The organism is Mycobacterium gordonae, assembly GCF_001417955.2.
In the GTDB taxonomy this organism is placed as follows: Bacteria; Actinomycetota; Actinomycetes; order Mycobacteriales; family Mycobacteriaceae; genus Mycobacterium; species Mycobacterium gordonae_B.
The window spans coordinates 25048-44447 of sequence record NZ_LKTM01000235.1 but is presented as its reverse complement, the minus strand read 5'-3'; the positions used below and the strand labels follow the sequence as shown (position 1 = coordinate 44447).

Annotated in this window: 19 protein-coding genes; 9 read left to right on the top strand and 10 right to left on the bottom strand. The window is 68.3% G+C overall.

The annotated features are described in order from the left end of the window. Positions 1–10: 10 nt before the first annotated feature. Positions 11–1168, bottom strand: coding sequence for an adenylate/guanylate cyclase domain-containing protein (locus AO501_RS17995; protein ID WP_055579006.1), 1158 nt, complete (start codon positions 1166–1168; stop codon positions 11–13). A 14-nt stretch (positions 1169–1182) separates the two neighbouring features. Here AO501_RS17995 and gcvT point away from each other — a divergent pair, with 14 nt between their 5' ends. Together gcvT and AO501_RS17985 are read left to right on the top strand one after the other, a co-directional pair. Then, the gene (gene gcvT, locus AO501_RS17990; RefSeq protein WP_055579005.1) at positions 1183–2286 is read left to right on the top strand and encodes a glycine cleavage system aminomethyltransferase GcvT; all 1104 of its coding nucleotides are present in this window, start codon (positions 1183–1185) and stop codon (positions 2284–2286) included. 53 nt (positions 2287–2339) lie between these two features. Then, a complete protein-coding gene (locus AO501_RS17985) occupies positions 2340–3446 on the top strand; it encodes a branched-chain amino acid aminotransferase (protein WP_055579004.1) in 1107 nt (368 codons plus the stop codon). Positions 3447–3541: 95 nt separating this feature from the next. Here the strand turns inward: AO501_RS17985 and AO501_RS17980 are convergent, their stop codons facing one another. The 4 genes from AO501_RS17980 to AO501_RS17965 are packed head-to-tail and all read right to left on the bottom strand — an operon-like array spanning position 3542 to position 6490. Continuing rightward, the gene (locus AO501_RS17980; protein WP_055579003.1) at positions 3542–4282 is read right to left on the bottom strand and encodes an adenosylcobinamide-GDP ribazoletransferase; all 741 of its coding nucleotides are present in this window, start codon (positions 4280–4282) and stop codon (positions 3542–3544) included. After that, positions 4279–5343: a nicotinate-nucleotide--dimethylbenzimidazole phosphoribosyltransferase gene (cobT, locus tag AO501_RS17975; RefSeq protein WP_055579002.1), complete on the bottom strand. Its 1065-nt coding sequence runs from the start codon at positions 5341–5343 to the stop codon at positions 4279–4281. The genes AO501_RS17980 and cobT overlap by 4 nt, the downstream gene beginning before the upstream one ends. Next, a complete protein-coding gene (locus AO501_RS17970; RefSeq protein ID WP_055579001.1) occupies positions 5340–5873 on the bottom strand; it encodes a bifunctional adenosylcobinamide kinase/adenosylcobinamide-phosphate guanylyltransferase in 534 nt (177 codons plus the stop codon). The genes cobT and AO501_RS17970 overlap by 4 nt, the downstream gene beginning before the upstream one ends. A gap of 14 nt (positions 5874–5887) precedes the next feature. Then, entirely contained in the window at positions 5888–6490 is a 603-nt protein-coding gene (locus AO501_RS17965; RefSeq protein ID WP_231752530.1) for a DUF3043 domain-containing protein, read from the bottom strand. Positions 6491–6720: 230 nt separating this feature from the next. On the opposite strand from AO501_RS17965, the gene AO501_RS17960 reads away from it, so the two are divergent. Further along, positions 6721–7797: a glycerate kinase gene (locus AO501_RS17960; protein WP_197419881.1), complete on the top strand. Its 1077-nt coding sequence runs from the start codon at positions 6721–6723 to the stop codon at positions 7795–7797. Between the two features lie 77 nt (positions 7798–7874). Next, positions 7875–8231, top strand: coding sequence for an iron-sulfur cluster assembly accessory protein (locus AO501_RS17955; RefSeq protein WP_055578999.1), 357 nt, complete (start codon positions 7875–7877; stop codon positions 8229–8231). On the opposite strand, the gene AO501_RS17950 is transcribed toward AO501_RS17955, so the two are convergent. Continuing rightward, positions 8228–8893, bottom strand: a complete 666-nt coding sequence (locus AO501_RS17950) for a hypothetical protein (protein ID WP_055578998.1) — start codon at positions 8891–8893, stop codon at positions 8228–8230. The genes AO501_RS17955 and AO501_RS17950 overlap by 4 nt on opposite strands. Positions 8894–9082: 189 nt before the next feature. Between AO501_RS17950 and AO501_RS17945 the strand changes: the two genes are divergently transcribed. Then, positions 9083–10057 (top strand): carbohydrate kinase family protein, encoded by a 975-nt coding sequence (locus tag AO501_RS17945; RefSeq protein WP_055578997.1) that lies wholly within the window; start codon positions 9083–9085, stop codon positions 10055–10057. Positions 10058–10139: 82 nt separating this feature from the next. Here AO501_RS17945 and asnB read toward each other — a convergent pair whose 3' ends face one another. After that, positions 10140–12125, bottom strand: coding sequence for an asparagine synthase (glutamine-hydrolyzing) (gene asnB, locus AO501_RS17940; protein WP_055579026.1), 1986 nt, complete (start codon positions 12123–12125; stop codon positions 10140–10142). Positions 12126–12418: 293 nt separating this feature from the next. Between asnB and AO501_RS17935 the strand changes: the two genes are divergently transcribed. From AO501_RS17935 to AO501_RS17920, 4 genes are all read left to right on the top strand, one after another. Then, positions 12419–13414, top strand: coding sequence for a cytochrome c oxidase subunit II (locus tag AO501_RS17935; protein WP_197419879.1), 996 nt, complete (start codon positions 12419–12421; stop codon positions 13412–13414). 8 nt (positions 13415–13422) lie between these two features. Further along, the gene (locus AO501_RS17930) at positions 13423–13842 is read left to right on the top strand and encodes a cytochrome c oxidase subunit 4 (RefSeq protein WP_055578995.1); all 420 of its coding nucleotides are present in this window, start codon (positions 13423–13425) and stop codon (positions 13840–13842) included. Positions 13843–14019: 177 nt separating this feature from the next. Continuing rightward, a complete protein-coding gene (locus AO501_RS17925) occupies positions 14020–14811 on the top strand; it encodes an MmpS family transport accessory protein (RefSeq protein ID WP_055578994.1) in 792 nt (263 codons plus the stop codon). Next, entirely contained in the window at positions 14811–15455 is a 645-nt protein-coding gene (locus tag AO501_RS17920) for a DUF2561 family protein (RefSeq protein WP_055578993.1), read from the top strand. Before AO501_RS17925 ends, AO501_RS17920 begins: the two co-directional genes overlap by 1 nt. A 192-nt stretch (positions 15456–15647) precedes the next feature. On the opposite strand, the gene AO501_RS17915 is transcribed toward AO501_RS17920, so the two are convergent. From AO501_RS17915 to AO501_RS17905, 3 genes are read right to left on the bottom strand one after another with little or no spacing between them, the layout of a single operon-like run. After that, a complete protein-coding gene (locus AO501_RS17915) occupies positions 15648–17318 on the bottom strand; it encodes a cytochrome b (RefSeq protein ID WP_055578992.1) in 1671 nt (556 codons plus the stop codon). After that, positions 17315–18541: a ubiquinol-cytochrome c reductase iron-sulfur subunit gene (locus tag AO501_RS17910; protein WP_055579025.1), complete on the bottom strand. Its 1227-nt coding sequence runs from the start codon at positions 18539–18541 to the stop codon at positions 17315–17317. The genes AO501_RS17915 and AO501_RS17910 overlap by 4 nt, the downstream gene beginning before the upstream one ends. Then, a complete protein-coding gene (locus AO501_RS17905) occupies positions 18538–19380 on the bottom strand; it encodes a cytochrome c (protein ID WP_156452646.1) in 843 nt (280 codons plus the stop codon). The genes AO501_RS17910 and AO501_RS17905 overlap by 4 nt, the downstream gene beginning before the upstream one ends. Positions 19381–19400: the final 20 nt, after the last annotated feature.

Below are 19400 nucleotides of genomic sequence, written 5' to 3'. Positions count from 1 at the left end.
GACGATCTGGCTAACGACCGCAGCGCAGCCCGGACAGGCCGGCGTCCTCAGCGGCGCCGCCGGCGCGCAACTCGAACGCCGGCACCGGCTCGTCAAAACCCTTCAACACCAACGGGCCGTGCGGTTTTGCGGGCCAGGTCGGCAGCTGCTCGTGCAGCGTCTCATCCATCAGGATCTGACCCGGCGCCGCGGCTGAAACCAGGCGTGCGGCCAGATTGACCGCGTTGCCGAAGTAGTCGCCGTTGATCGCCAGGACGGTGCCGTAGGCAAGGCCGGCGCGGACCTGCAGTCCCTCCTCCCGCGCTTGCGGATGCTCGACGAGATCGACGGCTGCCTGGGCCAATTGCCCGGGGGCCGCGCTGACCCACATCACCTCGTCACCGATGAACTTCACCACCCGGCCGCCGTCGGCATGGACCACGTCCGAAACCGCTCCGGCGAACTCGTTGAGCAACTCCGACAACTGGGCGGGGTTCAGCGCCTGGGTGAGCGCGGTGAAACCCGACAGGTCGGCAAAACCGATGCCGCACACCACACTCGACGATGTGTCGCGGATGACGCCCTCGAAGTGGGTGCGCGCGCTGCTCAGGTGGTGACGGTGCACGATGTCGATCAGCGCCCCGATCCGCGGGACGAACTCGGCGACCGAGCGATAGGCCTGCGCCGTGGCGAACTCGTCGTGGGTGTGGGTCATCTGGATATCGGGCGTGCCGGCCCGGATCAGCGTCGACTCGGCCTCGGCCAGCCGGGCCATCGCGGCGCCAAGGACCCGCAACAAACCCAACGCGCCCTCCTCGCCGACCACCGCCTTCAGCGCCACCCAGGTCGCCAGGGCGTCGACATCGGCCTGGCTGAAGGCCGGAACGTCGGGACCGGCGAAGGTCAGGCCTAGCAGCCCCCAGGCATGGGCGACCTGCTCGGCGGTCAGCCCGAGTTGCTCGGCCGCGGCCGCCACCGTGTAGATCGGGGCGCCCGACCATTGCAGAACGTCCCCGGCCAGTCCGAACAGCCGGCCTCGCCGCTCGGCCTCCGCCATCTGGTCGAGGGTGAAGCCGAGGTCGTCCAGGTACTTGATCAGGTCGGCGCGCTCGCGCGGGTTGGCGATTCCGGCGGCCTCCATCGCATCCCAATCGAACACCTGCCCAAGTGTGCCAGCCGCGACGAGCATTAGGGTGGGACGCCGTGACCGATGCTCCGGAGTTGCTCAAGGGTCCACTGGAAGACCGCCACCGCGAACTGGGTGCGAGTTTCGCCGAGTTCGGCGGCTGGCTGATGCCGGTGTCGTACGCCGGAACCGTCGGAGAACACAACGCCACCCGCAACGCCGTCGGCCTGTTCGACGTGAGCCACCTGGGCAAGGCCCTGGTGCGCGGTCCGGGTGCGGCGGAGTTCGTGAACTCCGCGCTCACCAACGACCTGCGCCGTATCGGCCCGGGCAAGGCGCAGTACACGTTGTGCTGCACCGAATCCGGCGGCGTCATCGACGATCTCATCGCCTACTACGTCGGCGACGACGAGATCTTCCTGGTGCCCAACGCCGCCAACACCGCCGCGGTGGTAGCGGCGCTGCAGGCAGCCGCCCCGGCTGGTCTGACCATCACCGACCTGCACCGCGACTATGCCGTGCTGGCCGTCCAGGGACCGCGCTCCACCGAGGTGCTCGCCGCACTCGGGTTGCCGACCGAGATGGACTACATGGGCTACGCGGACGCGACGTATTCGGGTGTGCCAGTGCGGGTCTGCCGCACCGGTTACACCGGCGAGCACGGCTACGAACTGCTGCCGTCCTGGGATTCGGCGGGCGTCGTGTTCGACGCGCTGGTGGCGGCGGTCTCCGAGGCCGGCGGGCAGCCCGCGGGTCTGGGCGCGCGCGACACCCTGCGCACCGAAATGGGTTACCCGCTGCACGGACACGAGCTGTCGCTGGACATCTCACCGCTGCAGGCCCGCTGCGGTTGGGCCATCGGCTGGAAGAAGGACGCGTTCTTCGGCCGCGATGCGCTGCTGGCCGAGAAGGAAGCCGGCCCGCGACGGCTGCTGCGCGGACTGCGGACCACCGGCCGCGGGGTGCTGCGGGCGGGGCTGACGGTGCTAGACGGCGACAAGCCGGTGGGTACCACCACGTCGGGCACCTTTTCGCCGACCCTGCAACTGGGCATTGCGCTGGCACTAATCGACTCCGACGCCGGGGTGCAGGACGGCCAGCAAATCACTGTCGATGTCCGTGGCCGCGCGGTGCAGTGCGAAGTGGTACGTCCGCCGTTTGTCGAACTGAAAACGCGTTAGCCGCCCATGCGCGTGGCAAAAACCCGTTCGCGCAAGGTTATAGAATCAGCCCCATGACCAGCGGCCCTCTCGAGTTCACGGTTTCGCGCGCGGCGCACCCCGCCACCGAGGCCGAGCGGGTAGCGATCCTGGCGGACCCCGGTTTCGGCAAGTACCACACCGACCACATGGTCTCGATCGATTACGTCGAGGGTGAGGGCTGGCACAACGCGCGCGTCCTCGAATACGGCCCGATCGAGCTGGACCCGTCGGCTATCGTGTTGCACTACGCGCAGGAAGTGTTCGAGGGGCTCAAGGCATACCGGTGGGCCGACGGTTCCGTGGTCGCGTTCCGGGCCGACGCCAACGCGGCCCGGATGCGGTCGTCGGCGCGGCGGCTGGCGATGCCGGAGCTCCCGGACGACCTGTTTCTCGAGTCGTTGCGCCAGCTCATCGCCGTCGACAACCAGTGGGTGCCCAGGGCCGGCGGCGAAGAGGCACTTTACTTGCGGCCCTTCATGATTGCCACCGAGCCCGGCCTGGGCGTGCGGCCCGCCAAGGAGTACCGCTACCTGTTGATCGCATCGCCGGCCGGAGCGTATTTCAAGGGCGGCATCAGTCCCGTCACGGTCTGGGTGTCCACCGAGTACGTGCGGGCCAGCCCGGGCGGCACCGGAGCCGCCAAATTCGGCGGAAACTACGCCGCCTCGCTGCTCGCCCAGGCTGAAGCCACCGAGCACGGTTGCGACCAGGTGGTGTGGCTGGACGGCGTGGAACGCCGCTTCGTCGAAGAGATGGGCGGGATGAACCTGTTCTTCGTGCTCGGCAGCGGCGGCTCGGCGCGCCTGGTCACCCCCGAGCTGTCCGGTTCGCTGCTTCCCGGGATCACCCGGGACTCGTTGTTGCAGTTGGCGATCGACGCCGGTTTCGCGGTCGAGGAACGCAAGATCGATATCGAGGAGTGGGAGAAGAAGGCCGCCTCCGGTGAGATCACCGAGGTGTTCGCCTGTGGCACCGCCGCCGTCATCACCCCCGTCTCACGGGTGAAGTACGGCGACGGTGAGTTCACCATCGCCGACGGTGAATCCGGCGAGGTGACCATGGCGCTGCGCGACACGTTGACCGGGATACAGCGGGGCACATTCGCCGACACGCACGGCTGGATGTCGCGGCTCGGGTAGTCGCTAGTAGCCAGTACCGCGCCAGCGTGAAGCTGGCTTCACGCTGGCGCACGAGCGTGAAGCTGGCTTCACGCTCGGCGCGAGCGGCCCCGCCGTCAGAGGCGCACCAACCCGGCCAATGTCACCGCGCACACCGTCGTCGTCAGCTCGATGGCGGCACCCAGCACATCGCCGGTGATGCCGCCGAACCGGCGCACACAATGCCGTACCAGCACCGCACCGCAGCACACCGCCACCGCCACGGCGACCGGTCCCTGCCAGGGCCGCGGGCCGGCCGGCACCGAGACGGCGAGCAGCACGGCCAGCCACGCCACCACCGCCGACGCCGGCTGGGAACCCGCGACCTGGACGCCGAGCGTGCTGCCGTCGGCCGCCGGGACCGAGCGCCGGCCGGCCAGCACCGCGCTGACCCGGCCGGCGAAAACCGCCAGCGCAATCGCCGGCGGGCTCAGCGCCGTGAACGCGGTGCCCTGCAGGGCGATCACCAGGACGACGGCCGCGACCCCGAACGGGCCCGACGAACCGTCGCGCATCACCGCCAGCGCCCGCTGCGGCGGTCCGTAGCAACCCAGCCCGTCGGCCGTGTCCGCGACACCGTCAATGTGCAGGCCGCGGGTGGCCAGCAGCAGGGCCGCCACGGCGAGCAGTCCCGGCAGCAGGCTGGAGTGACCGAACGCCGCCGCGGCGCCCCACGTCACGGCGGCCGCCAGCACGCCGAGCGCGGCGCCGACCACCGGTAGCGCGGTCAGGGCGCCGCGACCCATCGGGCCGGTCTGCGAGTGGGGGACCGGCAGCACCGTGCCGAAGGCGAAAGCTGTTGCCAGTGACCGGATCACGAGGTGGCGGGGTCCGGCGGGGTGATCGCGCCCGACACTCCGGCCTCGGTGAACGTCGACATCGAGGACAAGGTGGCCACCGCGGCCCGCAGCACCGGCAATGCCACCACGGCGCCGGTGCCCTCGCCCAACCGCATGCGCAGGTCCACTATCGGCTCCAATTCCAGCGCCGCCAGCGCCAGTGAGTGGCCGGGCTCGGTGGACCGGTGGCCGGCCTGCCACCACTGCCGCGCGCCCGGCGCCAGCCGTTCGGCGACCAGCGCGGCGGCCGTCACCGCCATGCCGTCCAGCAGCACCGGCGTACGCCGGACGGCGGCCTGCGCGCAGAAGCCGGCCATCGCCGCGAAGTCCGCGCCGCCGCAGCAGCGCAGCAGCGCCACCGGGTCACCGGCGAGCGGCTGCGCCCGGTACAGCGCATCGCGGACCACAGCGGTTTTGCGCGACCACGCGGCGTCGTCGATCCCGGTCCCGAAGCCGATCACCGCGACCGGTTCGGTGTTCGTCAGCGCGGCCACCAGGACCGCGGCCGGGGTGGTGTTGCCGATGCCCATGTCCCCGGCGATGAGCAGGTCGGCGCCGGCGTCGACCTCCTCGTCGGCGATCTGCTGACCGGCGGCGATAGCCCTCGCCGTCTCCTCGTCGGACAGCGCGTCCTCGACCGCGATGTCGCCGCTGCCGCGACGGATCTTGTCGCTCACCGAATCTGCCTGGTCGTCGCAGTCCACGGCCAGGTCGGCCACCCGCACCGTCACACCGGCGACGTCAGCCAGCGCATTGATCGCAGCTCCGCCGGCGGTGATGTTGGCGACCATCTGGGCGGTCACCTCCGGTGGGTACGCCGAGACCCCGGACCTGGCCACACCGTGATCACCCGCGAAGACCACCACCCGTGCCCGGTCGAACTGGCGCGGCGGGCACTGCCCTTGGCAGGCCGCGACCCACACCGACAGCTCCTCCAGCCGGCCCAGCGCGCCGCGAGGCTTGGTCAGGGTGTCCTGCCGGGCACGGGCCGCGGCCCCGGCGTCCGCGTCGGGCGCCGGCACCGGCGCGAACCCGGTCACGCCGGTGCCTTGATCGTCAGGGGTTGCCCGGCGACCACCAGTACCACCTGCTCGCACAGTGCCGCCACCCGCTGGTTGAGACTGCCGAGCTCGTCGGCGAACCGGCGTCCGGCTGCGGTGGCCGGCACCACGGTCAGCCCCACCTCCGGGCTGACCAGCATCAGCGTCGACTCGAACGCGCGCACCGCGCCCAGCAGCTGCGACACCGGTTCGTCTACCGAGCCGCCGTCCCAGCCGTGATTTCGATCCAGCGCCCCGGTCAGCCAGGTGCCCAGGTCGTCGACCAGGGTCGGTACGGCGGGCGGCTGCTGCAGAACGCGGGTCACATCACCGGTTTCCTCCGTCGTCCAGTGCCCGGGACGACGGTCGCGGTGCTTGGCGATCCGCGCCATCCAGTCCGGGTCGGCCCGGTCCAGCGGGCCGGCGGCCAGGTAACGGACCGGCTGATCTGGTGCCAGCGCGGTTGCGATTGCGTCCTCCGCCCACCGGGACTTGCCCGACCTGATGCCGCCGAGTACCAGCGTGCGCACGTCAGATCAACGGGTCATTCGACATGGGCGCCACGCTCGACCTGAGGCCGGGGAGCGCGCATCCGGCGCATCTGGGAGGCGCGTCCAGCGGCGTAAATGCCCAGCTTCCAATGGCTTTCGGTGTTCTTCGGGAACTTCGCGTCCACCAGCCGGCCCACCTTGCGACCCAGGATGATCCCGTCGATGGTCATCAGCGCCATCAGCGCCAGCATGATCGGGGACATGTAGAACTGCAGCTGAGGCAACGCGAACATGAAGGCGAGCAACGCCAGGGCCGAGGGCATGAACAGGCCGAGCACATTGCGTCGGGCGTCCACCACGTCGCGGACGTAACGGCGGACCGGCCCCTGATCGCGCGGCAGCAGGTATCCCTCCTCGCCGGCCATCATCCGTTCCCGGCGCTCCGACATCCGGGCGCGGCTGGCCGTGCGATCGGCGCGGCGTTCCTCGCGGCTGAGCTTCGCTTTGGCCATCGACTTGCGCCGGGCCCGCGCCTCCGATGCTGTCATCGGCGCCGGCGCAACCGGCCCCTTCCTGCCGCGAGCCTCGCTGCGCTTGGGCGTGGGACGGCCCTTGGGGCCGGTCCGCGCCCCACGGGCCGCCGTCTCGGCCGCCACGGAACTCGGCTCCGGCGTGGCCGGAGCGTCGTCACCCTCGTCATGACCCTTGTTGCGGCCCAGCAGCTTCACAGTCGTCAGGTTACTTCGCTTGTGTGAGCCTGCTTAATTGCGGCTGTATTGCGTACGGCGAACTGCGTGTACACCTACGCTGGCCAGTGATGAACGGGGCGCAGGCGGGGGGTGGTGCTGCCGGTGGCTTCGGGCCCGGCAGGCTGCAGCTGCCTGCGATGCGGGTGCTGGTGGCTCCGGACTGCTACGGAGACAGCCTGTCCGCGGTGGAGGCGGCCGCCGCGATCGCGACCGGCTGGACCCGGTCCCGGCCCGGTGACTCCTTCATCGTCGCGCCACAATCCGACGGCGGACCCGGGTTCGTCGAGGTGCTGGCCAGCCGGATCGGGGGACTGCGGCGGTTGCGCGTGTCCGGGCCGCTGGACACCGAGGTCAATGCCCGGTGGGTGTACGACGAGCGGTCCCGGACGGCGTACCTGGAATGCGCACAGGCCTGCGGTCTGGCGCTGCTGGAGGGCCCGCCGACGCCCGAGACCGCAATGGCCGCGCACAGCAGGGGCGTCGGTCAACTCATCGCCGCCGCTCTGAAGGCGGGCGCCGTGCGCATCGTGGTCGGGTTGGGCGGCAGCGCCTGCACCGACGGGGGTCAAGGGATGATCCATGAACTGGGTGGCCTGGACACGGCCCGCCAGTGGATGTCGGGGATCGAGCTGATCGCCGCCTCGGACGTGGAATATCCGCTGCTGGGGCCGTGGGGCGCGGCCCGGGTGTTCGCGCCGCAGAAGGGCGCCGATGCGGCGACGGTCGCCAAGCTGGAAGAACGGCTCGAGGCTTGGGCGCAGGTGCTGGACACCGTCGCCGGACGGGACGTGAGTGCCGAGCCCGGCGCGGGTGCCGCCGGTGGAATCGGGGCCGGCCTGCTGGCGCTGGGCGGCCGGTGTGAATCCGGCGCGGCCATCTTCGCCGAACTGACCAACTTCGGCGATGACCTGGAAGACGCGGACATGATCGTCACCGGTGAGGGCCACTTCGACGAGCAGTCATTACACGGGAAAGTGGTCGGCGAGATCGCGGCCGCCGCCCGCCACCTCGGTATCCCGGTGATCGTGCTTGCCGGGCAGGTGTCGGTGGACAAGTCCACCACGCGCGTGTCCGGCATCATGTCCGCCCTGGCCATGAGCGAATATGCAGGTTCGGTGCGGCTGGCACTGGCAGACGCGGCCAATCAGCTGATGGGACTGGCCTCGGAGACTGCGGCGCGACTCGGGAATAGCGGCCCGCCGGGGTACCGTTGACGTAGTGGGTTCCTTGAGCAGGCCCCAGAATCACAGCTGGACAGGCCCACCCGGACAATGAGCATGTAGGAGAAGCAATGACGGTGCAGAACGAGCCGACCACCTCGACGCACGGCGTGATCCTGACCGAGGCCGCCGCTGCGAAGGCGAAGTCCCTGCTGGACCAGGAGGGACGCGACGACCTGGCACTGCGGATCGCCGTGCAACCGGGCGGATGTGCCGGCCTGCGTTACAACCTGTTCTTCGACGACCGCACCCTGGACGGCGACCTGACCGTGGAATTCGGCGGTGTGACGCTGACGGTGGACCGGATGAGCGCCCCCTATGTCGAAGGTGCGTCGATCGACTTCGTCGACACGATCGAGAAGCAGGGCTTCACTATCGACAACCCCAACGCCACCGGTTCGTGCGCGTGCGGGGACTCGTTCAACTAATACTGGCCCGCGGTGCGCAGCACGTAGGAACACACAAGGATCTGCCCACGCTGGAACAACAGCTGGGCGATGCCCTGGACCTGCCCGCGTGACGGCCCGCCGGCGGCCGGCGTCACCTGCATGCTGAACAGCACCTGAGCCTGGTACTGCGAGAGATAGACGATCTTGTCGATCGCCGTCACCTCGACCTCGGAGAACTGTTTGCGGAACGCGTCGCTGCTGAGTTTGGCGAGTGCCTGGTCGGAGCGCTTGTCCTTGACGGCGTCATAGAGGCCGCACAGCGTGTTTCGCATGATGTTGTCGAGGTCTTTATGCGCCAGCGCGTTGAGGTAGCTCTGGACCGCCGTCTTGGCCGAGGTCTCCGAGACCGCGCTGCCGGTGTTGGCGCCGTTGGTGCGCACCCCGTACACGATGGCGGTGGTCAGCGCGGCCACCAGGGCTACCGCCAGCAGCACGCCGATCAGCAGGCGCTTGTGCCCTCGCTTCGGGCGGGGCTGGGGACCGGGGTAACCGGCCGGCGGTCCTGCGGCGCCCCCGGGTCCGAAGGCCGGTTCGGTGTGCGGGAAGTCCACGGTTGCGTTGGGCCCGGCTTCGGGATACGGCCGCGATGGATGAGGCCCATCGGCACCCACGGCAGGGTTCGGTGGGTGCGGACCGGCCATCGTTGTTCTCCTACGCTGGGGGACGAGGCGACGAGCGGGTTGCCGTACGAATGTCCAGCCGCGGCAACCGGGTGAGTCTCTAGGCAGGCTAGCGCAAGGGGAGCGGGCCGCCTCGAACGTCGGCAGCGTTCGGCGCCGGCTGACGTTCGTGAGAGGCTAGACGACTGACAAACGAAGGGTGGATTTTTCGTGACCATCGCGGTGACCGGTTCTATTGCCACAGACCATCTGATGCGCTTTCCCGGCAAGTTTTCCGAGCAACTGCTGCCCGAGCACCTGCACAAGGTGTCGTTGAGCTTCCTGGTCGACGACCTGGTGGTGCATCGCGGCGGAGTGGCCGGCAACATGGCCTTCGCCATCGGAGTGCTGGGCGGTGACGTTGCGCTGATCGGTGCCGCCGGCGCCGACTTCGCCGACTACCGGGACTGGCTGAAGTCCCACGGCGTCAACTGCGACCATGTCCTGCTCTCCGACACCGCACACACGGCGCGCTTCACCTGCACGACTGACGTCGACATGGCCCAGATCGCGTCGTTCTACCCCGGCGCCATGTCCGAGGCCCGCGACATCAAGCTGGCGGACGTGGTGACGGCTGTCGGTACCCCGGAGCTGGTGATCGTCGGTGCCAACGACCCCGAGGCGATGTTCCTGCACACCGAGGAGTGCCGCAAACTCGGCCTGGCCTTCGCCGCCGACCCTTCCCAGCAGCTGGCCCGACTGTCGGGTGAGGAGATCAAGCAGCTCATCGACGGCGCCGCCATCCTGTTCACCAACGACTACGAATGGGACCTGCTGCTATCCAAGACCGGCTGGACCGAGGCCGACGTGATGGCCCAGGTGGACCTGCGGGTCACCACGCTCGGCGCCGACGGAGTCGACATCTTCGAGCGCGACGGCGCCAAGGTGCACGTCGGCGTGGTGCCGGAGACCAGCCAGACCGACCCCACCGGCGTCGGCGACGCGTTCCGCGCCGGCTTCCTGACCGGACGCAGCGCCGGCCTGAGCCTGGAGCGGTCGGCGCAGCTGGGTTCATTGGTCGCCGTGCTGGTGCTGGAGTCCGTCGGGACCCAGAACTGGGAGTGGGACCGGGCGAGCGCGGTTGCGCGGCTGGCCGGCGCCTACGGTGACGAGGCGGCCTCCGAGATCGCCGCGGTGCTCGCCTAGGTCTCGCGAGCAGACGCAAAATCGCCCTGGAGCATATGCTCCGGGGCGATTTTGCGTCTGGTCGTCGTTACAGCTCGACTCGTCAGAGCTCGACCGGGTAGACCGGCTCGCTGATCTGCGGCACCACGCTGTGCTCGACGAAGATCGCGTGCCACAGCATGAAAATCAGCATCGTCCACAGCCGGCGGCTGTGATCGCTGGTGCCCACCCGGTGCTCGTCGAGCATCCGGCGGACTGCGGCCAGGTCGACGAGGTGGCCGGCCTGCGATTTGTCGACCATCTCGTAGCCCCACTCCAGCAGCTCGCCGGCGCGCAGCCAGTGCCGGATCGGCACCGGGAACCCTAGTTTGGGGCGGTTGAGCACGTGCGCCGGCACGATCGGCTCCAGCGCGCGCCGCAGCGCGTACTTGGTCGTGGTGCGGGTGATCTTGGCCTGGTAGGGCAGCCGCGAGGCCACAGCGAACACTTCGGGGTCCAGGAACGGCACCCGCAGCTCCAGTGAGTTGGCCATCGTCATCTTGTCGGCCTTGACCAGGATGTCCCCGCGCAGCCAGGTGAACAGGTCGATGTGCTGCATCCGCGCCACGGGGTCCCAGCCCGCCGACTCGGCGTACACCGGCGCCGTGACGTCGGTGTGGGTCCAGTCCTCCCGGAATCGGGGCAGCACGTCGCGCAGCTGAGCGTCGGAGAAGCTGCGGGCGTTGCCGTAGTAGCGCTCTTCCAGCGTCAGCGAGCCACGGTGCAGCAGGCTCTTGCCGCGCATCCCCTCCGGTAGCGGCTTGGACACCTTGCCCATCGACCGTCGCAGCGACCGCGGCAGGTAGTCGAACGGCTTGAGCGACAGCGGCTCGCGGTAGATCGTGTAGCCGCCGAACAACTCGTCGGCGCCTTCGCCGGACAGCACCACCTTGACGTGCTTGCGCGCCTCGCGGGCCACGAAGAACAGCGGCACCAGCGCCGGGTCGGCGACCGGCTCGTCGAGGTACCAGACGATCTCGGGCAGCGCGCCCACGAACTCCTCGGCGCTCACCACCTTCGCGATGTGCCGGGCCCCGATCGCCTCCGCCGATGCCACCGCGACGTCGAGTTCGGAGAAGCCCTCGCGCTCGAAGCCGGTGGTGAAGGTGATCAGGCGCGGGTTGTGCCGGATCGCCAGGGCCGCGATGGCCGTGGAGTCGATGCCGCCGGACAGAAACGACCCGACGGTGACGTCGGCGCGCATGTGCTTGGCCACCGAGTCCTCGAGCACCGCGGTGATCTCGTCGTAGCGGGCCTGTTCGGTGCCCGACGTGATCGGCACCGCGGCAAACCGAGGAACGAAATATCGCGTGACCGCCGGCGCCGACCCCGGCCGGATCCGGGCGTAGCAGCCCGACTCGAGCCGGCGCACGCCGCGGTGCAACGTCTCGGGTTCTGGCACGTACTGCAGGACGGTGTAGTGCTGCACCGCGCGTTCATCGATCCCGGAGCCCCCAGCGTCGAAGCCGATCAAGTCAGCCAGGTCGAGTAGGCATTTCTTCTCGCTCGCCACTGCGGTGCCGCCGGCGCCGGTCGCCATGAACAGCGGCTTGATGCCGAACGGGTCGCGGGCGCAGAACAGCTCCCGGGTGACGGTGTCCCACAGCGCGAAGGCGAACATGCCGCGCAAGCGCTTGAGCAGGTCGGTGCCCCAATGATGGAAGCCCGCGACGATGGCTTCACCGTCGCCGTCGGTGGCGAATACGACGCCGTGCTGGGTGCGCAGTTCCTCGCGCAGCTCCAGGTAGTTGTAGATCTCGCCGTTGAACACCAGCACGTAGCGGCCCGGCGCCTCCGGCGGTCCCCAGCTCAGCGGCTGGTGGGAATGCGCGATGTCGATGATGGAGAGGCGGTTGAAACCGAAGACCACCGACCCGTCCGCGTCAGGGTCGGCCCAGGTGCCCGGTTCGTCGGGTCCGCGATGCCGCATCAGGTGCGATGCGCGCGCGATCGCGCCGTCGGCCTCGGCGGCATGCGCTGCCGCGGCATCGGCTCCGGCAGGCCCGTCCAAGCCCGGGGGAGCGGCGACGAAGGCCAACAATCCACACACGGCGCCCCAGTATGCCGCAGTCCGGAAGACCATGTCGGGTCGCCGTGCGCGCCGCGCCCGGCGGGTCGCAGTGACCAGGCAGTCGCCCGGGGAAGCGGTGTGGTCTACGCTGCGTAGTATTCGACATCCGAGTTAGCCGACTCGGCCGAAAGCCGGCCGGCCCAGCTTGCGATACAGGAGGCGTCAACGTGGCACGTCGCGGGCACGATAGTTCGCAGAGCTTGTCGCAGAGCAGGTCTCGGCACCGTTCCGGAGAGGCGCGGGGCCTGTCCCGTCGTCTCCGCCCGATCGCGATGGCAGTGACGCTGGGCGTGCTGGCGGTCACCCTGAGCGGCTGCTCGTGGGAGGACGCGCTCGCGCTCGGCTGGCCGAAGGGCATCACCCACGAAGGCCACCTCAACCGCGAGCTGTGGATCGGCGCCGTCATCGCCTCGCTGGTCGTCGGCGTCATCGTGTGGGCCCTGATCTTCTGGGCCTGCACTTTCCACCGGAAGAAGAAGGGCGACGACGAGTTCCCCCGCCAGTTCGGCTACAACATGCCGCTGGAGCTGGTGCTGACCGTCACACCCTTCCTGATCATCTCGGTGCTGTTCTACTTCACGGTCGTGGTGCAGGAGAAGATGACGCACCTGGCCAGCGATCCCGAAGTCGTCATCGACATCACCTCGTTCCAGTGGAACTGGAAGTTCGGCTACCAGCGTGTGGCCTTCAAGGACAACACGTTCAACTACGAGGGCGCCGACGCCGCCAAGAAGAAGGCGATGACCTCCAAGCCGGAGGGCAAGGACCGCCACGGGGAAGAACTGGTCGGACCGATCCGTGGTCTCAACACCGAAGACCGCACCTACCTGAACTTCGACAAGGTCGAGATCCTGGGCACCAGCACCGAGATCCCGGTCCTGGTGTTGCCCGCCCACAAGCGCATCGAGTTCCAGATGGCCTCGGCCGACGTGATCCACGACTGGTGGGTGCCGGAGTTCCTGTTCAAGCGCGACGTGATACCCAACCCCGAGGCCAACCACTCGGAGAACCGTTTCCAGGTTGAGGAGATCACCCAGACCGGCGCGTTCGTCGGTCACTGCGCCGAGTTGTGCGGCACGTACCACGCGATGATGAACTTCGAGGTCCGGGTGGTGGAGCCGAACGACTTCGTGGCGTTCCTGCAGCAGCGCATCGCCGGCAAGACGAATGCCGAAGCGCTGCAGGCCATCAACCAGCCGCCACTGGCGACCACCACCCATCCGTTCGAAACCCGCCGCGGCGAATTGGCCCCGAGCCCAAGAGGTTAGGACAACTCATGCATATCGAAGCCAGGTTGTTCGAGTTCATCGCCGCCTTTTTCGTCTTGGTGACGGTGCTGTACGCGATTCTGACCGCAATCTTCGCGAACGGCGGCGTCGAGTGGGCCGGCACCACCGCGCTGGCGCTGACCGGTGGGCTGGCGCTGATCGTCGCCACCTTCTTCCGGTTCGTGGCGCGCCGCCTCGACACCCGCCCCGAGGACTACGAGGGCGCTGAAATCAGTGACGGCGCAGGGGAATTGGGTTTCTTCAGCCCGCACAGCTGGTGGCCGATCATGATCGCCCTGTCCGGATCGGTGTGTGCCGTCGGTATCGCTCTGTGGCTGCCGTGGCTGATCGTCGCGGGTGTCGTCTTCATCCTTTCCTCGGCGGCCGGGCTTGTCTTCGAGTACTACGTCGGACCCGAAAAGCACTGATTGCATCCGCCAAGGTCACAATCTGGTCACCAGTTGACCGGTGGGCAGTTTGCCGTGGGACCTGTGCACCGGCCGGTTGGGTAGGGTTTGCCGAGGCACGATGAGTTCTCACAGAGTGCACGGATGCAGCCGCGGATCCCCGCGCGCTGGCTGGGCAGTTGGACAGGGTAGGCAGACATGAGCGGGCCGAATCCGCCGGGACGGGATCCAGACGAACCCGACCCTGTCAGCGAGCCAGACGACCTGGAATCCGGCAGCGATGAGTTGAACGGCGGCGATGGCCTGGAGCCGCTCGACGGCGGCGACGTGGAGCCGCCAGCTGAGACGGACGCCTACTCTCGGGCCTACTCGGCGCCCGAGTCCGAACTGTTCAGCAGCCCCTATATGCCCGGCGATCTGGCCCTGTACGACTACGACAGTTACGACGAGGCCGACCGCGACGACGACCGGTCCCCGCGTTGGCCGTGGGTTGTCGGGGTGGCCGCGATCCTCGCGGCGATCTCACTGGTGGTGGCGGTGTCGCTGCTGGTGACACGGACCGGGACCAGTCAGCTGGCCAACCCGGCGACCACCACCACGTCGTCGGCGCCGCCGGTGCAGGACCAGATCACCACCACCAAGCCGCCACCCTCGTCGGAGCCGCCACCGCCGTCCTCCGAGCCACCACCGCCACCCCCGGCAACCACGACGCCCGCTGGGCCACGGCAGGTCACCTACTCGGTGACCGGCACCAAAGCCCCCGGCGACATCATCTCGGTGACCTACGTCGACGCCTCGGGCCGGCGGCGGACGCAGCACAACGTCTACATCCCGTGGTCGATGACCGTCACACCGATCTCGCAGTCGGATGTGGGTTCGGTGGAGGCGTCCAGCCTCTTCCGTGTCAGCCGACTCAACTGCTCGATCATCACCAGTGACGGAACGGTGTTGTCCTCCAACACCAACGACTCACCGCAGACGAGCTGCTGATGGTCGGCAAGTATTCGGCATACCGGCGTGGCCCGGACCCCGTGGTCAATCCGAACATCATCGACCGCGTCATGATCGGCGCCTGCGCCGCGATCTGGCTGGTGCTTGTCGGTGTCAGCGTCGCGGCGGCGGTCGCGCTGGCCGATCTGGGCCGGGGCTTTCACAAGATGGCGCGCACCCCACACACCACCTGGGTGCTCTATGCCGTCATCGTCGTCTCCGCGCTGATCATCGCCGGAGCTATCCCGGTGTTGTTGCGGGCCCGCCGGATGACGCAGGCCGAACCGGTGGTGCGCTCGCGAGCCCTGCAGGGTGGCGCCGTCAGGCCCGCCAAGCAGGTCAGTCGCTCGGGGTCGCGCATCCCGATCGAGCAGTCACGCCGCGAGTCGGTCAAAGCCTATGGCGCGCTTGATGAATGGTCCGGTGCGGTGGTGGACCGGATCTGGCTGCGCGGGGCACTGGCACTGACCAGCACTATCGGGACGTCGCTGATCGCCGTCGCGGTGGCGACCTATCTGATGGCCGCCGGACACGAGGGCGCGTCGTGGGTCAGTTACGGGTTCGCGGGCGTGATCGCCGCGGGTCTGCCGGCGATCGAGATCCTCTATGTGCGTCAGCTCCGTCGCGGCCAGGTAGCTCACTGAGTTTCGCGGTGCTCTTGGTGGTGCGCGCGTTCTGGTGTGCGTCCACGGCTTCGAGTGTGCAGCGATGGCGGGATTCTTAACGCGAAGCCGCCTTCGGCGCACACCCGACGCCCGGGGCGCACCGCGGAGAAAGCAAAGCCGCCGCCCCCGGAAAGACGGGAGGCGGCGGCTGTGCGCTTCGCTGGGCTCTTCCTAGCCGTGCCCGTTGGAGTGCCCGTTGGAGCCGATGGAGGAGCCGTTAGAGTCCTCCTGGTGCTCCCGCAGGGCGGTCAGGGCACGTACCTCAGAGGCGTGGCTCGCCTCGCGCAGCGCCGAGTCCTCCGACGCCGGGTCGGCGCGCAGGAAGCTGCCGCTGCCCGGTGAGCCGGCCGAGCCCAGCTTGTTCATCTTCTTGGGCAGTGCCGCGCCCTGGTACTCCAGCGGCAGTGGGTGGCCGTGGTCGTCGACCGGTCCCAGCGGCTGGTGCAGCTCGATGTAGGCACCGTGCGGCAGCCGCTTGATGATGCCGGTCTCGATGCCGTGCTCGAGCACCGAACGGTCACTGCGCTGCAGCCCCACGGCCCACCGGTAGGCAATGAAGTAGACCAGCGGCGGCAGGATCACCATGCCGATACGCCCGATCCACGTCGTCGCGTTCAGCGAGATGTGGAACTTGAACGCGATGATGTCGTTCATCGCGCACAGCGTCAGCACCATGTAGAACGTGATCGCCATCGAGCCGATTGCGGTGCGCACCGGAGCGTCCCGCGGCCGCACCAGCAGGTTGTGGTGCGCGTAGTCCTTGGTGAACCGCTTTTCCAGGAACGGGTAGACGACCAGCAGGCCGAACACCAGCCCCATGATGATCGCGACCCACACGACGGCCGGAATGGTGTGGTGCCAGAAGTAGAACTCCCATGGCGGCCAGATACGGGCCAGGCCTTCCGTCCACATCATGTAGAAGTCTGGCTGCGAGCCCGCCGACACCTGAGATGGCTTGTACGGACCCAGGTTCCAGATCGGGTTGATCTGCAGCAGTCCGCCCATCAGGCCCAGCACACCGACGATGCAGGCGAAGAACGCACCGGACTTGACCGCGAACGTCGGCATGACGCGCACGCCGACCACGTTGTGCTCGGTGCGGCCCGGGCCGGGGAACTGGGTGTGCTTCTGGAACCACACCAGCGCCATGTGTGCGCCGATCAGGGCCAGGATGATGCCCGGAATCAGCAGGATGTGCAGGGCGTAGAGGCGGGGGATGAGGATCGTGCCGGGGAAGTCGCCGCCGAACAGCGCCCAGTGCAGCCAGGTACCGATGATCGGCATGCCGAGCGTGATCGATGACAGCGCCGCGCGCAGTCCGATACCGGAGAGCAGGTCGTCGGGCAGCGAGTAGCCGAAGTAGCCCTCGAACATCGACAGGATCAGCAGCAGCGACCCGATCACCCAGTTGGCCTCACGCGGCCGGCGGAACGCGCCGGTGAAGAAGATGCGGGCCAGGTGCACCATGATCGACGCCGAGAACATCAACGCCGCCCAGTGGTGGATCTGACGGACGAACAGGCCACCGCGGACTTCGAACGAGATGTTCAGCGCCGTCTCGTAGGCCCGCGACATCTCCACGCCGCGCAGCGGCTGATAGACGCCGTTGTAGGTGACCTCCGCCATCGACGGGTCGAAGAACAACGTCAGGTACACGCCGGTGATCAGCAGCACGATGAAGCTGTACAGCGCGATCTCACCCAACAGGAAGGACCAGTGCGTCGGGAACACCTTGTTGAGCTGACGACGCACCGCCGCTGACGGGTGGTACCGGGAGTCGATGTCATTGCCCTGGCGCGCCAGGACATCGCCGATCTTCGGGGGACTCAATTTTGGACTCATGTTGTTGTGCGCTCCCAGAATGCCGGTCCCACGGGTTCGATGAAGTCACCGTTGGCGACGAAATACCCGTCGGAGTCGATTGTGATGGGCAGCTGCGCCAACGCACGGGCCGCCGGGCCGAAGATCGGCTTGGCGAAGTGCAATGCGTCGAACTGCGACTGGTGACACGGGCACAGGATTCGGTAGGACTGCTGCTCGTAAAGCGATGCGGGGCAACCCAAGTGCGAGCACACCTTGGTGTATGCGAAGAACTCGCCGAAGTTGAAGCTCTCCTGTCCCTGACGCTTGACCACGCGGTCCACGTCGCTGGGCTTGATCCGGATGAGCATCACGGGGTTGCGCACACCCAGCGAGATCGCCGACAACTTCTCGTGCGACTCGACGGTGGTCCCGTCGCCGTCGGACTCGCGCCAGGGGAAGACGGTCTCCATGCCCCCGGCGTCCATGTCCTCGGGGCGCATCTTGGTGTACGGAGGTCCGTCGTGGGCCCCGGTCGCGCGCGCCAGGTAGATCGTCTCGCCCTTGAAGCGCGGGGTCCAGCCCGACGTCCACAGCACCGCCTTCATACCCTCGGCGGTGGGAACGACCGGCTTCCACGGGTTCTTGATCAGGCCGCCGGCAAACGCGACCAGGGTGCCCAGGCCGAACGCGCCGAGGCCGATCCCCAGCGACGCGCCGATCAGCTTGCGGCGACCTACCGTCGATCCCTCGTAGGCGTCGGCCAGGTTGGCCACCACCGTCTTGCGGTCGATCTCCCGGGAGGCGCCGTCGTGGCGGTCCTGAATCGTGATCTCTTCGGGGATAAAGCGTTTCTGCAGCAGCACCGCGCCGATGGCGATCGACAGGATCGACATTCCGAAGGTGAAGCCGTACAGCGGGGTGGCCAGCGAGTACAGGAAGTTACCCGGGCTGCCGTTCGGCTTGTACTCCCACGGCCAGAACAGGAAGACCAGCAACAGGGCCAGCCCGAAAAAGCCACCCAGCAAAAGCCAATTGGCGACGCCGCGCGCGGCACGCTTCTCGGCCTTGGTGCCCTCGACGGGCCAGCGCGGCTCCTTGTAGACGATCTGGACGCCGTCCATCTCGCTGCCGAGCGCGAGCAGTTCCTCACGGGACATGCCGGCCAGCGCCGCGTCGTCGGGCTCGGTCCGGCCCGCGTGCGTGGTGGTGTCGGTGTCGGAACCGGTCTTCGCGGTTTGCGTCACTTCAGACTCGTCGCTCATGCGCGCGCCCCAATCCACAGTGCCAGCCCGATCGCCGAGACCATGCCGATGATCCACATCGCCATGCCCTCAGGTGCGGGTCCGAATCCACCCAGTCCGTAGCCGCCCGGCGAGCGTTCCTCGGCGGCGGTCCGCACGTAGGCGATGATGTCTTTCTTCGACTCGAAGGACAGCTGGCGGTCGGCGAACTTCGGCATGTTCTGCGGGCCGGTCAGCATCGCGGTCAGGATCTGCTGCTCGTTGGCCTCGCCCAGGTCGGGGGCGTACTTGCCCGACGACAGTGCCCCGCCCTTACCGGTGAAGTTGTGGCAGGAAGCGCAGTTGAGCCGGAACAGGTCGCCGCCGCGGCCCAGGTCTGAGCCGCGCAGCGACTGCATCGCCAGGCTGCCGTCGGGGTTGCGTACGACGGTGGGGCCGCCACCGTTGGACTGCACGAAGGCACCGATCGCGTCGATCTGAGCCTCGTCGAAGATCGGCTCCTTGCGCGGTGCCTGAGCCTCGCCGCGCATGGCGGGCATCCGGCCGGTCGACACCTGGAAGTAGACGGCCGCCTCGCCGACGCCGATCAGGCTGGGCCCGTGGTCGGGCACGCCCTGCAGGTTGGCGCCGTGGCAGGACACGCATGACGTGTCGAAGAGCTGCTTGCCGGTCCGCAGCAACGCCGAGCCCGACTCGTCGGCGACCGCGACCTGCGGCGTGGGTGTCAGGATGGCCGCCAGGCCACCGGCGATGGTGAGCGCGATCATCAGCAAGAGGCCGCCGGACAACCGACGGTGCAGACGCCGCCGGGACCGGTCGCTCTTACCGGCACCGAATCGGGTGAACCCCATTTTCTTCAACCGAGCACTCCTGTTCATTG